The sequence below is a fragment of the Streptomyces sp. NPDC086766 genome (genome assembly GCF_044746005.1).
Lineage (GTDB): Bacteria > Actinomycetota > Actinomycetes > Streptomycetales > Streptomycetaceae > Streptomyces.
The window spans coordinates 263707-285322 of record NZ_JBIVBI010000007.1 but is presented as its reverse complement, the minus strand read 5'-3'; the positions used below and the strand labels follow the sequence as shown (position 1 = coordinate 285322).

The following is a 21616-nucleotide window of genomic DNA, read 5'->3' as shown; positions in this document are numbered from 1 at the left end:
CCGCACGGGCGGCCGGGGTTCGTGCGTCGGCGGCCTGAGGGCGGGAACCGGCTGCTGCGGCGGTTCGTGAACATCCGGCCGGGGCTCGTGAACCGCCGGCCGGCTCCAGGTCCCGCCGGTCAGTTCCGCGTAGGGCCGGTCCGCGGGCCGGTGGCCCGGTGGGCGTGGCACGGCCCGAGAGGTGCTCTCCATGCCGGAGCAACGGCGTTCCCGCGCCCTCCGTACGCCTCGGCCCCGGCCGCTCACCGCATCAGGTGAGCCGCTCCCTCGAACGGGCGTGTCAGTTCATGCGACAAGCGGCCCGGACGGCGGGGCGGTTCCGGTTCCCGCTCAGTTCTTGCCCGGGGTCAGCTCGGCCAGCAGCAGGGTCCGGTCGTCGTCGGCCTCGGTGGTGGCCCGGCCGGACGGGGAGCCCTCGAGCAGTTGCCGGCACACCGACGGCAGGGCGTCCGGACGGCCGGTGCCCGCCGCCGCGGACCCGGCGTCGAGCGCGTGGGCGAGGCGGCTGATGCCCTGGTCGATGTCGGCGGTGCGCGACTCGACCAGCCCGTCGCTGTAGAGCAGCAGCAGCGTCGGCTCGGACAACCGCAGCACGGTCGGCTCGTAGCGGCCGGAGCCCAGCCCGAGGGGCAGGCCGGCGGAGGTGAGGGCGACCCGCGCCGCCGGACCGCCCGGCCCCCGGATCAGGGGTGGCGGGTGCCCGGCCCCGACGAAGGTGCAGGTGTGGAGGTTCGCGTCCCACTCCACGTACACGCAGGTGGCGAAGGAGGCGCCGGGGGTGTCGCCGGCGACGGTGTCGAGCCGGCCCATGAGCTCGGCCGGGCCGATGTCGAGCGCGGCCAGGGTGCGGACGGCGGTGCGCAGCTGGATCATCGCGACGGCGGACTCCGGGCCGTGCCCCATCGCGTCACCGACGACCATGGCCAGCCGGCGGCCCGTCCGCGGCAGCACGTCGTACCAGTCCCCGCCGATGACGTTGTCCCGCCCGGCGGGCCGGTAGCCGTGCGCGACCCGGCAGCTGGGGAAGGCCTGCCCGGTGTCCGGGAGGAGGCTGCGGCGGATCGCCAGCGCGGTGCGGCGCTCCCGTTCGTAGCGGCGGGCGTTGTCGAGCGCGACGCAGGCCCGCCCGCCCAGCGACTCCACCGCCACCGCCTCGCCGCGGGTGAAGGGCGGCTTCTCCGGTCCGCGGGTGCAGGCGACGAAGCCGACCGCCTGGCCGCGCAGCCGGAGCGGGACGATGAGGAAGGAGGCGGTGCGCAGCAGGGCGTCCACTCCGGCGTCGTCCGGGCCGGTCCTGCGGAGCCGGTCGACGGTGTGCCGGTCGACGCCGTCGAGCAGCTGGGTCTGCCCGGTGGCGACGGCGCGCGCGTACGGCGTCTCGCGCGGGAAGACGAGGACCTCGCCCACCGGCAGCAGATGCTCCCAGTCCTCCGCGGTGTCCGCTCCTATGCGCAGCGCCAGCCGGCGGGCCTCGATCTGCGGCGGATCGGCCGTGACCCGGCCCTGCTCCTCGAGGAGCCAGCGCTGGAGCAGGTAGACCGAGGCCGCGTCGCAGAAGCCGGGGGCGAGGGCGTGGACCACGTGGCGGCCGGTCAGGTGGAGGTCGAGTTCGGACCCGATGGCGTCGGCCGCGGGGGAGAAGCGGGCGCGACGGCGGAGCGGCGCGGAAAGGGGAGCGTCGTCGGGATCACTGCGTTCTGTGTTCCGCAGGGTCGTGGCCTTCCGGGTGGGGCCGGTAGCGGCGCGGGTGGTCGGGCGGACCGTCGGACAATGCCAGAGGCAACTATATGATGCACCGTCAAGCCAACACAGCAGCAGGGGAGTTGGGCATGCCGGACGAGGACGGGCTGCCGGAGGGCGTGGATCCGGACAAGGCGAGCGTGGCGCGCATGTACGACGTCATGCTGGGCGGCGAGCACAATTTCGCCATAGACCGGGAGGCGGTGGCCGCCTTCACGGCCATCGATCCCCAGGTGCGGACGCTCGCCCGCGCCAACCGGGCCTTCCTGGGCCGTGCGGTGCGGTTCCTGGTGGACGCCGGGGTGCGCCAGTTCATCGACCTCGGCTCCGGCATTCCCACCCAGGGCAATGTCCACGAGGTCGCCCAGGCCGCCAGCCCGGGCGCCCGGGTGGTGTACGTCGACAACGATCCGGTGGCGGTGGCGCACAGCGAGGCCCTCCTCGCCGGCAACCCGGACGCCACGATCGTGGCCGGGGACATCCGGGACCCCGAGGCGGTGCTTTCCTCACCGCAGGTCGCCGAGCTCATCGACTTCGGCCGGCCCGTCGCGGTCCTCATGATCACGATCCTGCACTTCGTGGCGCCGGAGGAGGACCCGGCCGGGATCGTGGCCGCCTTCCGGGACGCGGTTCCGGCCGGGAGCTGGCTGGCGCTGACCCACGCCACGGACGAGGACCGCCCGGACACCGCCGCCGCCGTGGGCGGCTGTACCGCTCCCGGGCCACCTCGCCGGTCACCCCCCGCTCGTACCAGGAGATCAACTCCCTCTTCGACGGCTACGAGTTGGTGGAGCCCGGACTGGTGCACGTGCCCCTGTGGCGTCCGGAGTCCGCGGAGGAGATCCCGGAGGACCCGGAGCGCTACTGGGTGTATGCCGGGGTGGGCCGCAAGGGCGCGTAGCGCGGCCCGCGGCGCCTCGTCGGACGTGCCCGTGGCGCCCGCCCCGCCGGTCAGGCCGGGCGCACCGCGCTGTGGATGGCCTGCGCGCCGGCGAAGAAGACCGACTCCTCGCGCAGGGGCGCTCCCGGGGTCGGGGCGTGCACCATCGTGCCGTTGCCCGCGTAGAGGCCTACGTGGCTGACCTCGGCGTAGAAGAAGACCAGGTCACCGGGCTGGAGATCGGTGAGGGAGATCGGCGTCCCGGATCCGGACTGCTCGGCCGCGGTCCGCGGCAGAACGACTCCGGCGACCCGCCAGGCGGCCTGGGTGAGGCCCGCGCCGTCGTAGGAGTCGGGCCCGGTGGCGCCCCAGACGCACGGCTTGCCGATCTGCGCGCGGGCGAAGGCGAGCGCTCGGTCGGCTCGCCGGTCGGAGGCCGGGCCCGGCGCGTCGGCCGGGAGTGTGCCCGGGGCCTCCACCCCGGCCGGCACCACCGCGCCGCGCGCTGCGGACCGGCCGGACAACATCTCCTGAGTATGGGCGAGTTGGCGGCGGAGCCGGTCCTTCGAGGACCGCATCGCCCGCTGCCCGGGCCGCGCGACCGACGCGGGGGAGCGGCCGAGGGCACCCATGGTGTCCACGGCATCCGCCGCGCCGGACCACGGGTGCGGTGCCGCGTCCGGCGACGCGGTGAAGGGCGCGGGCGCGGCGGGCGACCCGGTCGCCGGTACGGCGGTCAGGTCCCCTGCGGGCGCGGACGCCCCCGACGGCCCAACGGCCGTCCCGCTCAAGGGCCCAGCGGCCGGCCGACCGAACGGCACGCCGCCCGGCATCCCGCCGAGCCCCTCGGCGACTCCGGCGCCGGGTCCGGCGGCCGGCCCGCCCACGGGCCCGGAGCTCAGCCCGCCCAGGGGGCCGGTGCCGAATCCGTCCGTGGGTCCGGTGGGCAGTCCGCCCACGAGCCCGGTGCCGAATCCGTCCGTGGACGCCATGGTCAAGTCGCTGACAGATCCGGCACTTGGGCCGTCCGCGGGTCCGGCGGTCAGCCAGCCCAGCGGCTCGACTCCGAGTCCGCTCGTGGGGGCGGTGTTCAAGTCGCTTACGGGTCCGGCGCTCGGGCCGCCGACAGGTCCGGCGGTCAGCCCGGCCGCAGGTCCGGCTCCGAGTCCGCCCAGCGGCTCGGCTCCGAGTCCGCCCATGGGTGCGGAGGTCAAGTCACCTACGGAACCGGTCCTTTGGCCGCCGTCGAGCCCGGCGCTCAGTCCGCCCACGGGCGCGGTGCTGAAGGCGCCCAGGGTTCCGGCGGTCTCCCCGCCCGCGGGTCCCGCGCCGGGCCCGCTCAAGGGGCCGGCGGATCCGGCACTCGGCCCGCCCGCAGGCCCTGCGGCCAGCCCGTCCGTGGCCCCGGGGGTCGGGTCGTCCACGAGCCCGGAAGGCGGCCGCCCTCCGGTGCCCACGGTCGACTCCCCCACGAACCCGGCGGTCAGCCCGCCCCCAACCCCAGGGGGCAACTGGCCCGCGGTCCCGGCGTTCGACTCGCCCGAGGGCCCGGCGGTCAGTTCCGCCACCGGACCCGTGGCCGGCCGCCTGGCGGCGGTGGGGCCCGCGGGCAGATCCGGGACGGTCGCGGTCGTGGCGGACGGGCCGGGGGGCAGTTCCGGCAAGGAGCGCGCGGTCAGTTCACGCGCCAGGCCGCCGGGGCCGTCCACGGGCCGCCTCGACGGCGTCGTGCGGCGGGAGCCGGCCGGGTTCGGCAGCCGGTCGGCGGGCAGGACCGCGGGGACCGTGGGGCCCACCTGCGCGCGGGCCGCGTCGAACCACTGCCTGGTGATGCTTTCGAGGCTCGGGTCGGCGGCCGGGCCGGACCTGCCGGGTGCGGAGCCGGCGCGGGTGCGTCCGCCCTTGCTCATCGCCCGCGTGGCGTTGTAGTTGCCGGTGACCGTCTCGGCCCGGTCGTAGAGGCTGCTGATCCGCCGCCGTACCTCGGCGCGGCTGGGTGCGAAGTCGCTCATGGCCGCCTCCGGGGCGGAGTCGCGCAGGTCGGGGAGGCCGGGGCCTTCCGCGCGCGAGGGTCGTTCCGGCGCCAAGGAAGACGCGCTCCTTCCGCAGGCCGCCCACCGGGGCGGCTGCCGGGTCGGGCGGAGGTCCGGAAAGGCGTGCCCCACGGCCCCGCCCTGGCGGGCGGTCGGGCCGATTCACCCCGTGCCGGTCGGTCTTCCGGGTCGGACGGAGGCCGTACGATCCGGCGGGGTTCGCCGGAGCTGGTCGTGCGGCCCGGGCGTCAACTTAGCGAACGTGTGTGCCTCATGTGAAGATTGAAGTGCGAAATGTCCGATACCTTTTCGTGACCTGAGGGTCCGGGAGATCCCGCCCGGCCCGGTCGGCGGGCGCGCGGACCGGGCCGGCACCAGGATGGCGGAGTGGACCCGAGGCGCGGTGGCCGGACTCCGCCCCCGTCGGCGCGGCCGGAACGGCGCGCGCGTCGGAGGTGGCCCGAACGGCCCTGTCGGGTACCCGGCGCCGCGCCGGAGGGTGAAGACGTGTGCCCCCGGCACGCGGCACCGCCCGACCGCCGCCCCGAAACGGAAAGGACCCCCATGTCCGTCGATCCGCAGCAGGCGCCCGCCGGGCTCACGGAGGAGGAGCTCGCCGGGCTGGTCGCCCACTGGCGCGCCGCGAACTACCTCTCCGTGGGCCAGATCTACCTGATGGCCAACCCCCTGCTGACCGAGCCGCTGCGCCCCGAGCACGTCAAGCCCCGTCTGCTGGGCCACTGGGGCACCTCACCCGGCCTCAACCTGGTCCACACCCACCTCAACCGCGTCATCTCCGCCCGCGGCCTGGACGCGCTGTGCATCTGGGGCCCCGGCCACGGCGGGCCCGCCGTGCTGGCCAACTCCTGGCTGGAGGGCACCTACAGCGAGACCTATCCGGACGTCACCCGGGACGCGGCCGGCATGGCCCGCCTGTTCCGGCAGTTCTCCTTCCCCGGCGGCGTGCCGAGCCATGTCGCCCCTCAGACGCCCGGCTCGATCCACGAGGGCGGCGAGCTCGGCTACTCCCTGTCGCACGCCTACGGCGCCGCCCTCGACAACCCGGGGCTGCTGGTCGCCTGCGTGATCGGCGACGGCGAGGCGGAGACCGGCCCGCTGGCCGCCTCCTGGCACTCCAACAAGTTCCTCGACCCGGTCGAGGACGGCGCCGTGCTGCCGATCCTGCACCTCAACGGCTACAAGATCGCCAACCCGACGGTGCTCGCCCGGATCCCCGAGGCTGAACTCGACGACCTCCTGAAGGGGTACGGCCACGACCCGATCCACGTCACCGGCGACGACCCGGCGGCCGTACACCGGGCCATGGCCGGGGCCATGGACACCGCCCTGGACCGCATCGCCGCGATCCAGCGCGCCGCCCGCGCGGAGGGCGTCACCGACCGGCCGCGCTGGCCCGTGATCGTGCTGCGCACCCCCAAGGGGTGGACCGGCCCGGCCGAGGTCGACGGCCTGCCCGTGGAGGGCACCTGGCGCTCCCACCAGGTCCCGCTGTCCGCCGTACGGGACAACCCCGAGCATCTGCGCCAGTTGGAGCGGTGGCTGCGCTCTTACCGGCCCGAGGAGCTGTTCGACGAGCACGGCGCGCCCCGCGCGGACGTGCTGGCGTGCGTCCCGCACGGCTCCCGCAGGCTCGGCGCCACCCCGCACGCCAACGGCGGGCTGCTGCTGCGCGCACTGCCCCTGCCGCCGCTGGAGCGGTACGCGGTCGCCGTGGACAAGCCCGGCGCCACCCTGCACGAACCCACCCGCGTCCTCGGTGACCTGCTCCGGGACGTCATGCGCGCCACCGCCTCCCGGCGCGACTTCCGCCTCGTGGGACCCGACGAGACCGCCTCCAACCGCCTCCAGGCCGTCTACGAGGCCAGCGGCAAGGCCTGGCAGGCCGCGACGCTCGACGTGGACGAACACCTCGACCGGCACGGCCGGGTGATGGAGATCCTGTCCGAACACACCTGCCAGGGCTGGCTGGAGGGCTACCTCCTCACCGGCCGGCACGGGCTGTTCTCCTGCTACGAGGCCTTCGTGCACATCGTCGACTCGATGGTCAACCAGCACGTGAAGTGGCTGCGCACGACCCGGCGGCTGCCCTGGCGCGCTCCCATCGCCTCCCTCAACTACCTGCTGACCTCGCACGTGTGGCGGCAGGACCACAACGGCTTCTCCCACCAGGACCCCGGCTTCGTCGACCACATCCTCAACAAGAGCCCGGAGGCGGTGCGGGTCTACCTGCCGCCGGACGCCAACACCCTGCTGTCGGTCGCCGACCACGTGCTGCGCAGCCGCGACTACGTCAACGTGGTCGTCGCCGGGAAGCAGCCCTGCTTCGACTGGCTCTCCATGGAGCAGGCGAAGGTGCACTGCGCCCGCGGCGCCGGCATCTGGGACTGGGCCGGCACCGAGGACGGCACCCGCGACCCCGACGTCGTGCTCGCCTGCGCGGGCGACGTGCCCACCCAGGAGGTGCTGGCCGCCGCCCAGTTGCTGCGCCGGCACCTGCCCGGGCTGGCCGTGCGGGTGGTGAACGTCGTGGACATCGCCCGGCTGCTGCCCAGCGAGGAACACCCGCACGGCATGAGCGACTTCGAGTACGACGGGCTGTTCACGACGGACCGGCCGGTCATCTTCGCCTACCACGGCTACCCGTGGCTGATCCACCGCCTCGCCTACCGGCGCACCGGCCACCCGCACCTGCACGTGCGCGGCTACAAGGAGATCGGCACCACCACCACGCCGTTCGACATGGTGGTCGGCAACGACATGGACCGCTACCGGCTGGTCATGGACGTCGTCGACCGCGTCCCCGGGCTGTCGGTGCGCGGCGCCGCCGTACGCCAGCGCATGGAGGACGTCCGGCTGCGCCACCACGCCTGGATCCGGGAGCACGGCACCGACCTTCCCGAGGTCGCCGATTGGGCCTGGGACGGCTGAACGGACCCGCAGGACAAGGACGTTCGGCCCGGGTGACCGGGCCGCGCAGCCCCTGCGAACCCGGCCGCGGCGGCGGGACATTGAGAGCGCAACAAAGCGAACGACCGATATCCCGCGGCACTCCCTGAAGGGGGATGGACATCATGGCAGTGCACGACCACGGCCACCGGCACATGGGCCTTCACCTGTCGCTCCGGCGCAGGAACGCGGCGGCCACCGGGTCCGACACGGCGACGGCCGCGGCCACCGCGACCGGCGCGTACGCCCTGGCGGGGCTGCGGGTGCTGCTCGGGTTCGTCTTCCTGTGGGCGTTCCTCGACAAGACGTTCGGCTTCGGCTACGCGACCCCCTCCGGCAAGGGCTGGATCGACGGCGGATCGCCGACGAAGGGCTTCCTCGGCTCGGTGGCCGCCGGACCGATGGAGTCCACCTTCCACGACTGGGCCGGCGCCGCCTGGGCCGACTGGCTGTTCATGCTCGGCCTGCTCGGCATCGGTGTCGCGCTGATCGCGGGGATCGGGCTGCGGCTCGCCGCGGTGGCCGGCACCGTGATGATGGCGCTGATGTGGATGGCGGAGTGGCCGCCGGCCCAGCACCTCTCCGACGGCTCGCCGAGCATGTCGACGAACCCGTTCGCCGACTACCACCTCGTGTACGCCCTCGCCCTGATCGCCCTCGCGGCCACGGGCGCCGGCGCCACCTGGGGCCTCGGCCGCCTCTGGGCCCGGCTGCCGTTCGTCGGCCGCAACCGCTGGCTCCGGTAGCCGGACCGCGTCCGGGCCGGCCGGACCGCACCTCGGGGCCGGGGCACCGCCGCAGCGCAGCGGCGGCGCCCCGGCCCGGTGCGACAAGGGCCGTTCGGCCCTGCGCCGGGGGCCAACGGCCCTGGGGCCCGGCACACCGGCGGAGAGACGATCCCTTGTCGGAACAGTTCGCGGGCGACCCGTGCCCCTCCCTCGTACGGGCCGTCCGCAGCACCCTGCACACGGACCGCGCGAGGGAGAGAGGACGGCCGAAGGTGAACGCTGTCGTGAGGTGTCCCGGCCTCACCGCGCCGGGGTGCGCGGTGCCGTGCGAGGAGGCGGCATGACGGCCGATCCGGCCCCGGCCGCCGGGGTCGCCACCCGGCGCATGGTCGAACTGGGCCGCGAGGAGGCGCTGCGGCTGCTGGCGAGCGTGCCCCTGGGACGGGTCGGCTTCACCCAGCAGGCGCTGCCCGCGATCCGGCCGGTCAACCACCTCGTGCACGACGGCGAAGTCGTGATCCGCACGCACACGGGATCCGCCCTGCTCAAGCACTCGCTGACCGCGGAGGTGGTGGCGTACGAGGCGGACGAGATCGACCCGGACACGCACACCGGATGGAGCGTCGTGGTGACCGGACTGGCCACCCGGGTCACCGACCCCGACGACCTGGCCCGTTACCAGGGCCTGCTGCACCCCTGGGTCGGTACGGAGATGGCGCACGTGGTCCGCATCGTGCCGGAACTCGTCAGCGGCTACCGCCTGGAGGCGGAACCGTCCTGAACGCGGCCGCCCGGCACGCTCGCCCGGTACGGTCGCCCGGCACGCTCGCCCGGCACGTCGGCCCGGCCTGCACGTCCTGCCGGCGCGCCCGCGACGGCCGTTCGTACCCTGTATCCCGTACTCCGCGCGGCGACGCCGCGACGTGCCCGCGCCCGCGCGGTCCGGCGCGGCGCGGCCGGCCGCGTGAAAGGCTGAGCCCGCGGCCGGGGGGAAAGAGGGCCGACCGGCCCTGGCCTTTGGTCCCGGGTTGGGGGAGGGTTCCCAGTGGAAAATCGAACACATCGCGAGGAGCAACCGATGGCGGAGCGTGAGCAGGCCGGCCCCGGCACCCCGATCCGGGTATTTCTTCTGGACGACCACGAGGTGGTACGGCGTGGCGTGCACGACCTGCTGGACGACGAACCGGACATCACCGTGGTCGGTGAGGCGGCCACCGTGGAACAGGCCCTGGTACGCGTCCCCGCCCTGCGTCCGGACGTGGCGGTCCTCGACGTCCGCCTGCCCGACGGCGACGGCGTGACCGTCTGCCGCGAACTGCGTTCCCGCCTGCCCGACCTGGCCTGCCTGATGCTGACCTCGTTCGACGACGAGGAGGCGCTCCTCGACTCCATCATGGCCGGCGCCTCCGGGTACGTCCTCAAGCAGATCCAGGGCTCGGACCTGGTCTCGGCGGTGCGCACCGTGGCCCGCGGCCAGTCGCTGCTCGACCCGAGCGCCACCACCAAGCTGATGGCCCGGCTGCGGGGCGGCCAGCAGCAGGAGCCCGAACCGGACGCGCTGCCCGGACTCACCGAGCGGGAGCGGGAGATCCTGGCCCTGATCGGCGAGGGCCTGACGAACCGTCAGATCGGCCAGCGGCTGTACCTCGCCGAGAAGACGGTGAAGAACCACATCTCCCGGCTGCTCGCCAAACTCGGCGTGGAGCGGCGCATCCAGGCCGCCGTCATCGCCACCCAGGCACAGGACCGGCTGCGCGGCGAAGGGCACTGACGCCGGCCGCCGGCCCCGCCCCGCGCCCGGTCGCGCGCCCCGCCGCCCGGCCGCCGCGCAACTGGCCGCGGCGGAACCCCGCTTGCCGACCGCCCCCGGGTGATCACGTATCGTCGCCGTGCCGGAACCGCTAATGTGTCACGGGAGCGGAACGGCGTTCGGTACTTTGTGGGGCTTGGAGGAACAGCGTGGGAAGCTCCGGGGACGCTCAGGAGGCCCGCGTACGGCTGCCCCAGCTCAGGCTCGACGAGCTGCTGGAGGAGCTGCAGGCCCGCCTCGACGCGGCACGCGGCACCCGGGACCGGGTGCACAGCCTGCTGGAGGCGGTGCTCTCGGTCGGGCGGGAACTCGATCTGGAGCAGGCCCTTTTCAGCATCGTGGAGGCCGCGGCGACGCTGGTCGACGCCGAGTACGCCGCACTCGGTGTGATCGGCCCCGACGGCAGGCGGCTGTCGGCCTTCCACACGATCGGGGTGACCCGGGAGCAGATCGCCCGCATCGGCCCCTACCCGGAGGGCCACGGCATCCTCGGCGAGCTGATCCGCCACCCCGCCCCGCTGCGGCTGGCCAAGCTCTCCGAGCACGAGGCTTCGTACGGGTTCCCGGCGCACCACCCGCCGATGAACACCTTCCTCGGCGTCCCCATCCGGGTCCGGGACCAGGTCTTCGGCAATCTGTACCTGACCGAGAAGCGCGGCGGCCTCCAGTTCGACGAGGACGACGAGTCGGTCCTGTCCACCCTGGCCGTGGCGGCCGGCGTGGCGATCGACAACGCCCGCCTCTACGAGGAGTCCCGGCTGCGCGAACGCTGGCTGCAGGCGAACGCGGAGATCACCCACAGCCTCATGTCCGGCACCGCGCAGGGCGGGGTCCTCGGACTGATCGCCGAGCGCGCCCGGGACATCACCGGCGCCGCCCTCGCCGTGGTGGCGGTGCCCATGTCCGACACCGACGCCCTCACCGTCGAACTGGCCATAGGGCAGGAGGCGGAGGTGCTGCGCGGCCTGGTGATGCCGGTGACCGGCACGCTGCTCGGGCAGGCCTACGACGGCGGCGTGGCGGTGACCACCCCGGACGTCGCGCAGGACGAGCGCGTCTCGGGCGGCCTCCAGCGCTTCACCGGCCTGGGACCGGCCGGGGCCGTGCCCATCGGGTCCGGGGACCGGGTGCGCGGTGTCGTGCTGCTGGTCCGCGAGGCGGGCGCGAACGAGTTCTCCGAGCCGGAGATGGACCAGTTGCAGGTCTTCGCCGCGCAGGCCGCCGTCGCCATGGAGCTCGCCGAGCGCCGCCAGGACGCCGAACAGATCATCCTGCTGGAGGACCGCGACCGGATCGCCCGGGACCTGCACGACCTGGCCATCCAGCGGCTGTTCGCGACCGGGATGACGCTGCAGAGCGCCGGTCGCTTCGTCGAGCACACGGAGGCGAAGGAACGCGTCCTGCGCGCCGTGGACGACCTCGACGAGACCATCAAGATCATCCGGTCGACCATCTTCGGCCTGCGCACCCGCAACGACGACGCCGCCCCCGGGCTGCGCACCCGCGCGGTCCGCGTGGTCGGCGAGGCGGCGCCCGTCCTCGGCTTCGCGCCCAGCGTGCGCATGGAGGGCCTGCTCGACACGCACGTGCCGAAGGATGTCGCCGACCACGTGGTGGCCGTGCTCTCCGAGTCCCTCACCAACATCGCCCGGCACGCGCGCGCCGACCGGGCCGAGGTGGTGCTGGAGACCGACGGCCGGGAGGTCCGGCTCACCGTCACCGACAACGGCGTCGGCATACCGGCCGGGGGCCGCCGCAGCGGCCTCGGCAACATGGCCGAGCGGGCCCGCAAGCTCGGCGGGGACATGGAACTCGGCAGCCCGGACGGCGGCGGCACCCGCCTGGTGTGGTACGCCCCGGTCGGCGGTCCCCAGGAGCGGAAGGCGACGTGAGCGATGCGGCCGCCCGGGCGACCGCATCGCCACTGCCGCCCCGGAAGGTCGCCCCGGCGTCGGCGCGTCCGCGTGGAAGGCCGTACCGCGGGCGCCCCCGGGGTGGTCACTCGGCGTGCCGGTGCGGTACCGCGACGACCGGGCACCGCGCGTGGAACAGCACGCCCTGACTGACCGACCCCAGCACCATCCCGCTGAAGCCGCCCAGTCCCCGGGTGCCCACCACCAGGCCCAGGGCGTGCTCGGCGGCCTCGGTGAGCACCTGGACCGGGTGCCCCTTGACGACCTCGTGGTGCAGTTCGACCTCGGGACGGGCCGCGCCGCGCCCCGCCACGATCTCCGACAGCATCCGGCGGCATTCCTGCAGGGCCGCGTACTCGTCGTAGGCGCCCAGCAGCGGAGGACGCCAGACGTACAGGGCACGCACCACCGCGCCGCGCAGGGAGGCCTCCTCGAAGGCGAAGTCCACGGCTGCCGCGGAGTGCGGGCTGCCGTCCACGCCCACCACGTAGTAGGGCGGCTCCTGGGTGGTGTGCTCGGGCTCGGGCACCACCACGACCGGGCAGTCGGCGTGGGCGACGAGCGGCAGGGCGACCGCGGCCGAGCCGAACCGCTCCCGGGCCGCGCTCAGATGCCAGGAACCCACCACCACCTGCGCGGCCCCGCGGGCCTGCTCGGCGAGCACGTAGGCCGGCTGCCCCTCCGCCAGCAGCGCCGACGCCTCCAGCCGCGGGTTACGGGCCTCGACGAAGGCCACCGCCTCCTTGAGCGTGGCGTCGCCGGCCGCGTGCAGCTCGTCCTTCCAGCTCTCCCAGGACGGGTGCCCGCCCTGCGGCCGGTAGCCGGGGGTCGGCACGCCCTGCGCGTGCACCAGCAGCAGCGGCAGCCCGTGCCGGTCCGCCTCGTCGGCGGCCCAGGCGAGCGCCATCCGCTTCTGGGGATCCGGGTCGACACCGACCACGATCGGCCTGCGGCCATCGGTGTGCGTCATCCACGCCTCCCGAAGTCGAGCACGCGGTCACCGGTGTACGGAACCACGCTGCGGGGCGCTGCGGACCGGTCCCGGCCCGTGCGGCGGAACGTGCGGCGCCTCCCGGCGTCCGTCTTCCATGGTGGCGGGGTGCCGGGGGTGGCGCATGGGTCGTTCGGCCCTTTCAGGCCCGTACGACCGCCACCGGCCCGTAGGCGTGGTGCAGCAGGGCCTGGCTGACCGAGCCCAGTAGCAGCCCCGAGAACCCGCCGCGTCCGCGCGAGCCGACGACGGTGAGCTGAGCGGTGCGGCTCGCCTCGATCAGCGTCTGACGGGTGGGGCCGTGCACCAGGCGTGGCTCCACCCGCACGTCCGGGTACCGCTCGCGGTGCCCCGCGAGCGCCTCGGCCAGCAGCCGTTCCTCGGCGGCGGCCAGCTCGCCGGACTCGTTCGCGTAGGGCTGCGCGGCGTCCGGAGGAGGCGGTATCGGCGCGTTCCAGGTGGTCCAGGCGTGCAGCGCCACGACCGGGACGCGGCGCCGGGCGGCCTCCGCCAGGGCGAAGCGGACGGCCTCGGCGCCCGCCGGGGACCCGTCCACGCCGACCAGGACCGGGCCCGTGGGATCGGCGAGCTGCCGTACCACCAGGACGGGGCACCGCCCGTGGGCGGCGAGGGCGGCGGCGGTGGAACCGAGCAGCAGCCCGCCGAAGCCGCCCAGCCCCCGGCTTCCCACCACCACCAGAGCCGCCTCCCGCGACCGGGCCTCCAGCACCGACGACGGATCACCCGGCAGGACCGACCCGGAGACGTCCACATCCGGCGCGGCCGCGCACGCCCGCTCCACGCCCTCCTCCACCAGCCGGTCCGCCGCGTCCCGCAGCCGGGCCCGCATCGGCTGGGGGAGCACCGTGTCCAGGGACGCGTGCGCCACCGGCCAGGAGAAGGCGTGCACCACCCGCAGGGAGGCCTTGCGCGACTCGGCTTCGAGCGCCGCCCACACGACGGCGTCCAGAGCCGAGTCGGAACCGTCCACCCCGACGACCACGACGTCGCTCATGACTTCTCCTCCCACAGGCTGTCCCGGCGTGCGGCGTTTCCGCGGGCTGGTCCGGAGTTCGGCGCCTTCGCGGGCCGACCCGGGGGTCGGCGTCTCCCCGGGCCGTCCCGGCTTTCGGCGTTTCCCCTGCGGCTCGTCACGGGGTTCCCGTCGCGGGCGCGGACCGCGCGCCCGGCCGGACTACGGTCCGGTCGCCGGGGCACGCCCGCTCGCGTCACGACGCGGTACGGCCCCACTGCGGGCCGAACTTCTCCCACTCCGCGTCCCAGGCGCGGCCGCGGCGCCGGTCCAGGGCGGCGTGGATCGCGTAGTACGTGCCGGCCGCGGCCCCGCTGACGGCGAGCGCCGCCGTCACGCCCGTGGCCGCCGCCTGGGTGGTGGCCTGCGCCGGGGTGGTGGGCTGGATCGTGAGGCGGCTGTGGCCGTCGGTCCAGACGACGATCCGGTCGCCCGCCTTCAGCCCGCTGTCGACCAGTGTCCGGTCGGAGTGCCGGGTACCGTCCGGGGCCGTCCAGCGGACGGTGGCGAGGACGCGGTCGCCCGACGTGTTGAAGCGGCCGCCGCCGCGCTCCGCGTCGGTGACGAGGGTGGCGGTGGCCGGATGCCGCTCCGCGCGCTGCCGTGCGAGGGTGTCCGACGTCGCCTGCGCGCTCAGCACCCCGGCGAGCGGGCCGCCCACCGCGACGGCTGTCCAGGCGGCCAGGAGAATCCAGGCTTCGACCAGGTCTTCGCGGCGGCGCAGCGGGTTGCGCCGCCAGCGCCACAGCGACCGCCGGTCGTGTGTGTTCGCCGCCATCGTGCTCACCTCCGGCTGTCCCCTCCAGCCTCACGCCCACGCCGCCCGCGGGGCAGGGCCTTCCGGGTCATTGCTGCACGTGGGCGGAAGGCCATCCGGCCCCAGTGCGGCCGCCGCGGCCGCCCGCGCGCCGCGACCTCACCGGGCGCCGGGAGCACCGCTGGTGTCGTCCGAGCGGTAGATGAGGTCCGTCGCCACGGAGACCACGCCGTCGACGCCGCGGCACAGGCGCTCGACGACCGGGATCAGGCTCCTGGCCGCGACGGACCCCTTGAGCACGACCCGGCCGTCGGTCACCGTGACCGTCACGTCGGCCGGGGTCAGGCCGAGGGTCCGGTTCAGCACCTCGCCGGCGACCTCCTCGTGGATCGCCTCGTCCCGGCGCAGGAAGATCCGCAGCAGGTCGCTGCGGCTGACGATGCCCACGAGGACACCCGACTCGTCGACCACGGGCAGGCGCTTGATCCGGTGGGCGTCCATCAGGCGCGCGGCCTCGACGACGGTCCACTCCGGACGCGCGGTCACCGGGGGAGCGGTCATCAGCTCCTCGGCGGTGGCGGCGTCGGCCCTGCCCGGCTCCCGGCCCGTGAGCTCGGGCAGCGGAAGCAGACCGGCCGGGTCGGGCTGTGCGGCGACCTTGCTCAGCAGGTCGGCCTCCGACACGATGCCGACGGGGCGTCCCAGGTCGTCCACCACCGGCACGGCGGCCACGCCGTTGTCGGACAGAAGCTGGGCGATCTTCTTGAACGGCGTGTCCCGGCGCACCCGGACCACGCCGCGGGTCATCAGATCCTCGACCATGCGGTGTTGCATCGAGCCTCTCCCTCCGGTCCTCCGGTCCTCCGGTCCTCGGACCGGCACGGCGTGCCGGGGCGGAGGTCCGCCCGCGGCCCGTCCCACTCCAGCGTGGCAGCAGCGGACCCCCGCCGCCTGGGGACCTGCGCACCCGGGAACGGGCCGTTCGTCCCCGCCGCGCGGGACCTCGAGCCCCGTTGGTGCCGGAGGCGGCCAGGCGCGATCCTGGGGAGCGGACCCCTCGAGAAAGGCCCGGTCATGCATGCTCAGCTAGGCGACCGGCTCGTCGTCGAAAGCGCGGTCACCGGTTCCGCCCGGCGCGACGGCGAGATCGTCGGCCTCCACCACGACGACGGGACACCGCCGTACGACGTGCGCTGGTCGGACACCGGGGAGGTCACGCTGGTGTTCCCCGGCCCGGACGCCCGCGTTCAGCACCTCGGGCACGAGGCGCCGGCGCCGGAACCGGAGCCGGTGAGCGGGGCGGGCGGCCCGGACACGGGCGCCGCACCCGCCGAGCGGCCCGCGGGCCGCGCCCTGCAACCGGGGGACGTGGGCCGCCGGGTGGCGGCGGCCCGCCGGCGGCAGGGGCTCAGCCTGGAGGAGACCGCCCGCCGGGCGCGGATGTCGCCCCAGTACCTGGCGTACCTGGAGGCGCATCCGTCGGACCCGAACCTGGCGACCCTCATCCGCCTGGCCGACGCCCTGGGCACCACGCTGATCGAACTCCAGGGCGGCGACCAGGAACGGCCGCCGGGCCAGGGACACGCCCTGCTCCACCCCAGCCTGCGCGACCTCGACGAGGGGGAGTGCCGGGCCCTGCTGTCGTCGCACGGGGTCGGCCGCGTCGCGTTCACCACCATGGAGGGCCCCGTCGTGGTCCCGGTCAACTACGACGTGGTCGACGACGGTGTCGTCTTCCGCACCGCCCCCGGGACGGCCCCCGCCTCGGTGGTCGGCACGGAGGTCGCCTTCGAGGTCGACCACGTCGACGACACCATGAGCCAGGGCTGGAGCGTACTGGCCGTCGGTCCGGCCCAGGCCGTCACGGACCCCGAGGCGGTACGGCGGCTGGAGCAGCGGGCCCACTCCGATCCCTGGGCCGGCGGCGGGCGCACTCTGTGGGTGGAGATCCGCCCCACGCGGCTGACGGGACGACGGATCACCCCGGCCGACGGGTGAGCACCGGCGCGCCGGGCCGACGGACCTGAGCGCGAAGGAAGCCTGAGCACAAGGGGCGGGAGCGCAAGGGGCCGGAGCGCAAGGGGCCTGGAGGGTGGGGCCGCGACGAACGGTCGCGGCCCCACCCTCCAGGCCCCTTCGGCCGGGTCCCGTCAAGTCCCGTCAGGGTCAGGCCGTGGCCAGACGGTTGCGAACCTCCACCACGTCGTCCATGTCCTCGACCTCCGCGACCAGCTGCTCCGCGGCGGCCGCGGGCATCCGCCCCTGGAGATCGACCACACCGCCGCGGACGCCCACCTGCACGGCGTCGGCCGCGCCCGGCCCGGCCACCACGGTCACCAGATGCCGGACGTCCTTCTGGATGCCCACGTCGTCCCGGATGAGCCCGTGCAGCAGGGCGTTGCGGTGGACCGTACCCACGAGACGTCCCTCGTGGTCGGTGACGGGCACCCGCTTCAGCCGCGACAGCGCCGCCAGCCACGCCGCCTCCGCCACGGACGCACCCGGCAGGACGGTGATGGCCGGGCTCGTCATCAGCACCTCGGCGGTGTCGCCGTGCGCCTTCTCCAGGAGCCTGCGCTCCCTGATGCGGCGCAGCGGCCCGGGACGGTGCTCCTGGGCCTCGACGGCGACCTTCGCCAGCAGATCGGACTCGGACACCACCCCGACGACCCGGTCGTGCGCGTCCACGACGGCCACGGAACCGACGCCCTCGCGCGCCAGGACCCGCGCGACGTCCGAGAACGGCAGGTCCCAGGACACCGACGGGGCGGGCACCTGCATCACGTCGCGCACCTGCAACGGCGCGGTCGTCGCGGCGCCCGTGCGTCCGGGCCCGGCCGTGACCGGTGGCGGTGCGGCGGTCCCGGCTCCGGCCGCCTCCCCGGCGGGAGCCGCGGCGGCCGTCGCGGGGGGCGCGGGCCGTTCCGCCCGTCCGTAGCCCGGGGGACCGTGGTGGGCGGCCTGCTTCGACGACACGGCCGCCATCGCGCCCAGGTAACGCAGCAGCATCTCCTCGTGGACGGCCTCGGCCGGCCCGGGCGGCCTGCCGGGCACACCGTGACGCGCCTCGGCTCCGGTGGAGTACGCCTCGTGCTCGTTCACTCCAGCCTCCCGCAGTCTTCTCCGTCCCCCCGCACTCGTCGTGTCCCCTCACCAAAGTCCGGCCGCCGGGTGCCGGCCGCCTAGGGCCGGACGGTCCACCGATGGAGGCACCCAGCCCCTCAACGCAGGACAGGGCGCGGGTGGAGGCTGAGACTGAAGGATGACGCCCCGCCGGAGAGGATCCGGAGAAGCCGGAGAGGATCCGGAAAGGGTCCGGAGAGGCCCCGAGAAGATGGTGCTGCGATTCCGTGACTTCCTCGCCCGCTTCCGCCGCGTCGGCACGGCCGGAGCAGCGGCCGTCGGTGTGCCCGCCGACCGCGCGGCGGAACGTGCGACGGAGGTGCGGCCGCTGTTCGCGCTGCTCGCCGCCGCGCAGGAGGAGGCGGACGAGATCCGCCGCGCGGGACGGCGCGACGCCGACGCGGTGCGCCGGGAGGCCCGGGAGCGGGCCGAGGAGATCGTGACCGGCGCCCTCGCCGGACGGGCCGAGGCCCGCGCGGCCGGGTTCGCCGCCGGACGCGGCGCCGTCGCCGAGGAGGCGGACCGCATCCGCCGGGACGGCGCCGCGGCGGCACGCGCGCTGCGGCGCCGGGCCGGGGACAGGATGCCCGCGCTGGTGGCGCGGGTGGTCCGGGACGCCCTGCGCGTACCGGCCGACGGCGGGGGAGCCGGATGAGCGCCGGGTGGGTGGCGGGAGCGATCAGGGCCCGCGCCCTCGCCTCCCGCTGCGCCGGCCTGGACGGCGCCCGGGAGCTCGCCCGCACCTCCGGCCTCGACGAGGCGCTGCGCCTGCTGGCGGGCACTCCCTACCATCCCCGGGTGCGGGCCGCCACCTCGCTGCCCGCGGCCCAGCGGGCCGTGGCGGCCACCCTGTTGTGGCATCTGCGGGTCCTCGCCGGGTGGCTGCCCCGCGGCGGGGTGACGATGCTGCGCCCGCTCGCGGCGGGCTTCGAGATCGCCAACGTCGCGGCCCGCCTGCGCCCCTCTCCGGCCGCCCCCTCTCCCGCGCCCACCGCGCCGCTCCCCACCGCGCCACCGCACGCGGAAGCGCCGCGCGCGGGCCCGGCGCCCGGAACGGCCGACGGCGAACCGGCGGCCCACCGTCCGGAAGCCGGCCGTCCGGCGAGCGCCGAACCGGCGACCGGCGAACCGGCCCCCGAGGAACCCCGGTACACGCGACCGGCCGACGGTGCGGGCACCGCACCCCTGGAGCCGCGCACCACGCGGTCGGCGTACACGGTGACCCCCGTCGTGCCGCCCTACGACCTGGGCGCCCTGGCCACCGCGTGGCGCGGTCTGTCGCGGGCGGGCACGCCGGGCGCGCTGCGGGCCGCGCTCACGGCCTCCTCCTGGGGCGATCCCGGGGGTGAGACACCCGCCGCGATCCTGGCCTCGATGCGGCTGACGGTCGCGCTGCGCACCGCCGCAGCCGTCCCCGGCGCCCGCCGCTGGGCGGCCGGCCGGGCCGCCGTGCTCACCGCCCGGGAACGCTTCGTGCACGGGCGTACCCCGGCCGCCGGCGCCCGCCGCGGCGCCACGGCCGTCCTGGGCGCACGGGCCGTGAACGCGGCCTCCTGGGCCGACTTCCGCCACGCCCTGCCGCCCGCGGCCGCCTGGGTCATGGCCGGCGTCGACACCCCCGCGGACCTCTGGCGGGCCGAACTGCGCTGGTGGCACACGCTGGAGGCGGACGGCCGGAGCATGGCGCACACGGTGCGGCACGACGCCACGGCCGTCGTCGGCGCGGTCGCCGTACTCTCCGCGGACGCCTGGGCGGTACGGGCCGCCCTCGCGCTGGCGGCGCGCGGCGGCGCACGGCCGGAGGTGCTCGATGCCCTGGTCTGAGAACCTGCTGCCGGTCAGGATGCGCCGCGTGGCCGTCGTGGTCCCGCGCACCGGGCTGCGCGGCGCCCTGGTACGGGTGGCCGAGGCGGGCTGCGTGGAACTGGACGTGGCGGAGGGGCTGGAACCCGGGCCCGCCGCGCGCCGCCTCCATGCGGCCGGCGGCCATCCCGGCCCGCCGCTGCTGGCCACGGAACCCCCCGGCGCGGACGGGCCCGCACCGGTGACCGCCCCGGCCCTGCTCAAGGGCGAGGCCGAACTGGAGGAACGGGCGCGCAGCGCCGTCCGGCAGGGCGAGGTCGCGGCGCTGGCCGGCTGGTGCCCGTCCGGCGCCGTGGTGGGAATGGCCGACCGTTTGCGGGGCACCGGAGCCGCCTTCGTGCGCCTGCGCCGCCCCCGGGGCGTGGAGCCGCCCACGCTGCTGCGCGGCGCCCGAGCGCCCCGCCGCGCGTCCTTCACCCCGCTGGTCTCGGCGTACGGCACCGTGCCGTACGCCGACCTCGACCCGTCCTGGCCGGCCGGGATCGCGTACGTGGTGATGTTCGGGGTCATGTTCGGCGACGTCGGCCACGGGGCCCTGCTGGTGCTGACGGGCCTGCTGCTGTGGCGCCGTGCACCCCGTCGCCTGGCCGGCGTCCGCGCGGCCTGGCCGTTCCTCGTGGGCGCCGGGGTGTGCGGCATCCTGGCGGGCTTCGCCTACGGGGAGTTCTTCGGCCCCACCCACCTCCTGCCGGTGCTGTGGCTGAACCCGCTGGAGGACCCCGAGCGGCTGCTGATCGCCGCCGTGGGGTTCGGCGCACTGCTGCTGGCAATGGCCCACGGGGCGGGCGCCGTCAACCGGTGGCGCGAACAGGGGCCGGGGTGGTCCGTGCTGGCGTCGACGGGCTGCGCCGGGCTCGCCGTCCACCTCGGGCTCGCGCTCACCGTACTGGCGCTCGCCACGCACCGCACGGTGCCCGCCACCGCGGGCGCGTCGGTCGCCGTGCTGGGGCTCGGACTCACCGCGGTGGGCATCTTCCGCACCACGGCGGGCGGCCTGGAAGGCGGCACCGAGACGGCCGTACGCCTGCTCGACGTGGTCGTCCGCGTCGGCACCAACACGCTCTCCTTCGCCCGGCTGGCCGCCTTCGGGCTCACGCACGCCGCCCTGGCCGACGTCGTCTGGCGGGGCACCGCCGGACTGGCCCGGCACGGCGGCGCCGCGCTCGCCGGCGCCGCCGTCGTCCTCGTGGTGGGAACCGCCGTCACCTTCGCGCTGGAGGCCCTGGTGGCCGGCGTGCAGGCCCTGCGGCTGGAGTACTACGAGCTCTTCTCCCGGCTCTTCGAGTTCCAGGGCCGGCCGTTCCGTCCCTGGTACGTCAAGTCGGCCGGCCCGGTGCCGGCCGGCACCGATGCGGAGGTGACCGCATGCTCACCTGGTTGATCGTCCTGCCCCTCGTCGGCGCGGTCCTCGCCGCCGTGCGGTTCCTCGCGCGACGGCGGCCCCGGCAGGCCCTGCGGTGGATCCTCGCCGCCGACGCGGTGCTCCTCGGGGGCGCCCTCCTGCTGGTGCTGACCACGCTGTCCTCGGCCGCCGAGGCCGCCGGCACCGCGGGCGCGGGCGGCGCCAACGGCACGGCCCTGATCGCGGCCGCCATCGCGGTGGGCGGAGCGTCGATCGGCGCGGCCGCCGCCGTCGCCTACACCGGGGCCGCCGCCCTCGCGGCCCTCAGCGAGCGGCCCGAGCTGTTCGGCCGGGCCATGGTGATCGTCGGCCTGGCCGAGGGGATCGCCGTCTACGGCCTGGTCGTCGCGATCCTGCTCATCGGAAAGGCCTGAAC

Annotated in this window: 17 protein-coding genes and 1 pseudogene; 11 read left to right on the top strand and 7 right to left on the bottom strand. The window is 75.6% G+C overall.

Going from position 1 to position 21616, the window contains the following annotated elements; translation table 11 throughout:
* Positions 1–330: 330 nt before the first annotated feature.
* Entirely contained in the window at positions 331–1581 is a 1251-nt protein-coding gene (locus tag ACIPM1_RS16520; protein ID WP_402434667.1) for a PP2C family protein-serine/threonine phosphatase, read from the bottom strand.
* Between the two features lie 248 nt (positions 1582–1829).
* Here ACIPM1_RS16520 and ACIPM1_RS16515 point away from each other — a divergent pair.
* A pseudogene (locus ACIPM1_RS16515) lies at positions 1830–2641 on the top strand (SAM-dependent methyltransferase).
* Positions 2642–2691: 50 nt separating this feature from the next.
* Here ACIPM1_RS16515 and ACIPM1_RS16510 read toward each other — a convergent pair.
* Positions 2692–4707, bottom strand: coding sequence for an NlpC/P60 family protein (locus ACIPM1_RS16510; RefSeq protein WP_402434664.1), 2016 nt, complete (start codon positions 4705–4707; stop codon positions 2692–2694).
* A gap of 510 nt (positions 4708–5217) precedes the next feature.
* On the opposite strand from ACIPM1_RS16510, the gene ACIPM1_RS16505 reads away from it, so the two are divergent.
* The 5 genes from ACIPM1_RS16505 (at position 5218) to ACIPM1_RS16485 (ending at position 12050) form a co-directional block, all read left to right on the top strand.
* Positions 5218–7602 (top strand): phosphoketolase, encoded by a 2385-nt coding sequence (locus ACIPM1_RS16505; protein WP_402434661.1) that lies wholly within the window; start codon positions 5218–5220, stop codon positions 7600–7602.
* Positions 7603–7745: 143 nt separating this feature from the next.
* Positions 7746–8366, top strand: a complete 621-nt coding sequence (locus ACIPM1_RS16500; protein ID WP_356188815.1) for a DoxX family membrane protein — start codon at positions 7746–7748, stop codon at positions 8364–8366.
* 322 nt (positions 8367–8688) lie between these two features.
* Entirely contained in the window at positions 8689–9129 is a 441-nt protein-coding gene (locus ACIPM1_RS16495) for a pyridoxamine 5'-phosphate oxidase family protein (RefSeq protein ID WP_402434658.1), read from the top strand.
* A gap of 297 nt (positions 9130–9426) precedes the next feature.
* Positions 9427–10119, top strand: coding sequence for a response regulator transcription factor (locus tag ACIPM1_RS16490; protein ID WP_356188811.1), 693 nt, complete (start codon positions 9427–9429; stop codon positions 10117–10119).
* 188 nt (positions 10120–10307) lie between these two features.
* Positions 10308–12050 (top strand): GAF domain-containing protein, encoded by a 1743-nt coding sequence (locus ACIPM1_RS16485; protein WP_402434655.1) that lies wholly within the window; start codon positions 10308–10310, stop codon positions 12048–12050.
* Between the two features lie 106 nt (positions 12051–12156).
* Here the strand turns inward: ACIPM1_RS16485 and ACIPM1_RS16480 are convergent, their stop codons facing one another.
* From ACIPM1_RS16480 to ACIPM1_RS16465, 4 genes are all read right to left on the bottom strand, one after another.
* Complete coding sequence (locus ACIPM1_RS16480; RefSeq protein ID WP_402434651.1) at positions 12157–13041, bottom strand: universal stress protein; 885 nt, start codon at positions 13039–13041, stop codon at positions 12157–12159.
* Between the two features lie 163 nt (positions 13042–13204).
* Complete coding sequence (locus tag ACIPM1_RS16475; RefSeq protein WP_402434648.1) at positions 13205–14077, bottom strand: universal stress protein; 873 nt, start codon at positions 14075–14077, stop codon at positions 13205–13207.
* Positions 14078–14291: 214 nt separating this feature from the next.
* On the bottom strand, positions 14292–14873 hold the full coding sequence (locus tag ACIPM1_RS16470) for a hypothetical protein (protein WP_402434645.1): 582 nt from the start codon (positions 14871–14873) through the stop codon (positions 14292–14294).
* A gap of 138 nt (positions 14874–15011) precedes the next feature.
* Positions 15012–15686: a CBS domain-containing protein gene (locus ACIPM1_RS16465; RefSeq protein ID WP_402434642.1), complete on the bottom strand. Its 675-nt coding sequence runs from the start codon at positions 15684–15686 to the stop codon at positions 15012–15014.
* 240 nt (positions 15687–15926) lie between these two features.
* Here ACIPM1_RS16465 and ACIPM1_RS16460 point away from each other — a divergent pair, with 240 nt between their 5' ends.
* Positions 15927–16850 (top strand): pyridoxamine 5'-phosphate oxidase family protein, encoded by a 924-nt coding sequence (locus ACIPM1_RS16460; protein ID WP_402434639.1) that lies wholly within the window; start codon positions 15927–15929, stop codon positions 16848–16850.
* Positions 16851–17018: 168 nt separating this feature from the next.
* Here ACIPM1_RS16460 and ACIPM1_RS16455 read toward each other — a convergent pair whose 3' ends face one another.
* A complete protein-coding gene (locus tag ACIPM1_RS16455; RefSeq protein ID WP_402434636.1) occupies positions 17019–17954 on the bottom strand; it encodes a CBS domain-containing protein in 936 nt (311 codons plus the stop codon).
* Positions 17955–18186: 232 nt separating this feature from the next.
* On the opposite strand from ACIPM1_RS16455, the gene ACIPM1_RS16450 reads away from it, so the two are divergent.
* The 4 genes from ACIPM1_RS16450 to ACIPM1_RS16435 are packed head-to-tail and all read left to right on the top strand — an operon-like array spanning position 18187 to position 21614.
* Positions 18187–18630: a hypothetical protein gene (locus tag ACIPM1_RS16450; protein ID WP_402434633.1), complete on the top strand. Its 444-nt coding sequence runs from the start codon at positions 18187–18189 to the stop codon at positions 18628–18630.
* Entirely contained in the window at positions 18627–19799 is a 1173-nt protein-coding gene (locus ACIPM1_RS16445) for a hypothetical protein (protein ID WP_402434630.1), read from the top strand. Before ACIPM1_RS16450 ends, ACIPM1_RS16445 begins: the two co-directional genes overlap by 4 nt.
* Positions 19786–21219 (top strand): V-type ATPase 116kDa subunit family protein, encoded by a 1434-nt coding sequence (locus ACIPM1_RS16440; RefSeq protein WP_402434628.1) that lies wholly within the window; start codon positions 19786–19788, stop codon positions 21217–21219. Before ACIPM1_RS16445 ends, ACIPM1_RS16440 begins: the two co-directional genes overlap by 14 nt.
* Positions 21204–21614: an ATP synthase subunit C gene (locus ACIPM1_RS16435; RefSeq protein WP_402434625.1), complete on the top strand. Its 411-nt coding sequence runs from the start codon at positions 21204–21206 to the stop codon at positions 21612–21614. The genes ACIPM1_RS16440 and ACIPM1_RS16435 overlap by 16 nt, the downstream gene beginning before the upstream one ends.
* The last annotated feature ends 2 nt before the right edge of the window (positions 21615–21616 follow it).

Bases quoted from the DNA above. Each gene is read 5' to 3' on its own strand.
- ACIPM1_RS16450 (WP_402434633.1), top strand. From the start codon at position 18,187: ATGGTGCTGCGATTCCGTGACTTCCTCGCCCGCTTCCGCCGCGTCGGC.
- ACIPM1_RS16445 (WP_402434630.1), top strand. From the start codon at position 18,627: ATGAGCGCCGGGTGGGTGGCGGGAGCGATCAGGGCCCGCGCCCTCGCC.
- ACIPM1_RS16465 (WP_402434642.1), bottom strand. From the start codon at position 15,686: ATGCAACACCGCATGGTCGAGGATCTGATGACCCGCGGCGTGGTCCGG.
- ACIPM1_RS16475 (WP_402434648.1), bottom strand. From the start codon at position 14,077: ATGAGCGACGTCGTGGTCGTCGGGGTGGACGGTTCCGACTCGGCTCTG.
- ACIPM1_RS16505 (WP_402434661.1), top strand. From the start codon at position 5,218: ATGTCCGTCGATCCGCAGCAGGCGCCCGCCGGGCTCACGGAGGAGGAG.
- ACIPM1_RS16500 (WP_356188815.1), top strand. From the start codon at position 7,746: ATGGCAGTGCACGACCACGGCCACCGGCACATGGGCCTTCACCTGTCG.
- ACIPM1_RS16460 (WP_402434639.1), top strand. From the start codon at position 15,927: ATGCATGCTCAGCTAGGCGACCGGCTCGTCGTCGAAAGCGCGGTCACC.
- ACIPM1_RS16440 (WP_402434628.1), top strand. From the start codon at position 19,786: ATGCCCTGGTCTGAGAACCTGCTGCCGGTCAGGATGCGCCGCGTGGCC.
- ACIPM1_RS16480 (WP_402434651.1), bottom strand. From the start codon at position 13,041: ATGACGCACACCGATGGCCGCAGGCCGATCGTGGTCGGTGTCGACCCG.
- ACIPM1_RS16495 (WP_402434658.1), top strand. From the start codon at position 8,689: ATGACGGCCGATCCGGCCCCGGCCGCCGGGGTCGCCACCCGGCGCATG.
- ACIPM1_RS16490 (WP_356188811.1), top strand. From the start codon at position 9,427: ATGGCGGAGCGTGAGCAGGCCGGCCCCGGCACCCCGATCCGGGTATTT.
- ACIPM1_RS16470 (WP_402434645.1), bottom strand. From the start codon at position 14,873: ATGGCGGCGAACACACACGACCGGCGGTCGCTGTGGCGCTGGCGGCGC.
- ACIPM1_RS16435 (WP_402434625.1), top strand. From the start codon at position 21,204: ATGCTCACCTGGTTGATCGTCCTGCCCCTCGTCGGCGCGGTCCTCGCC.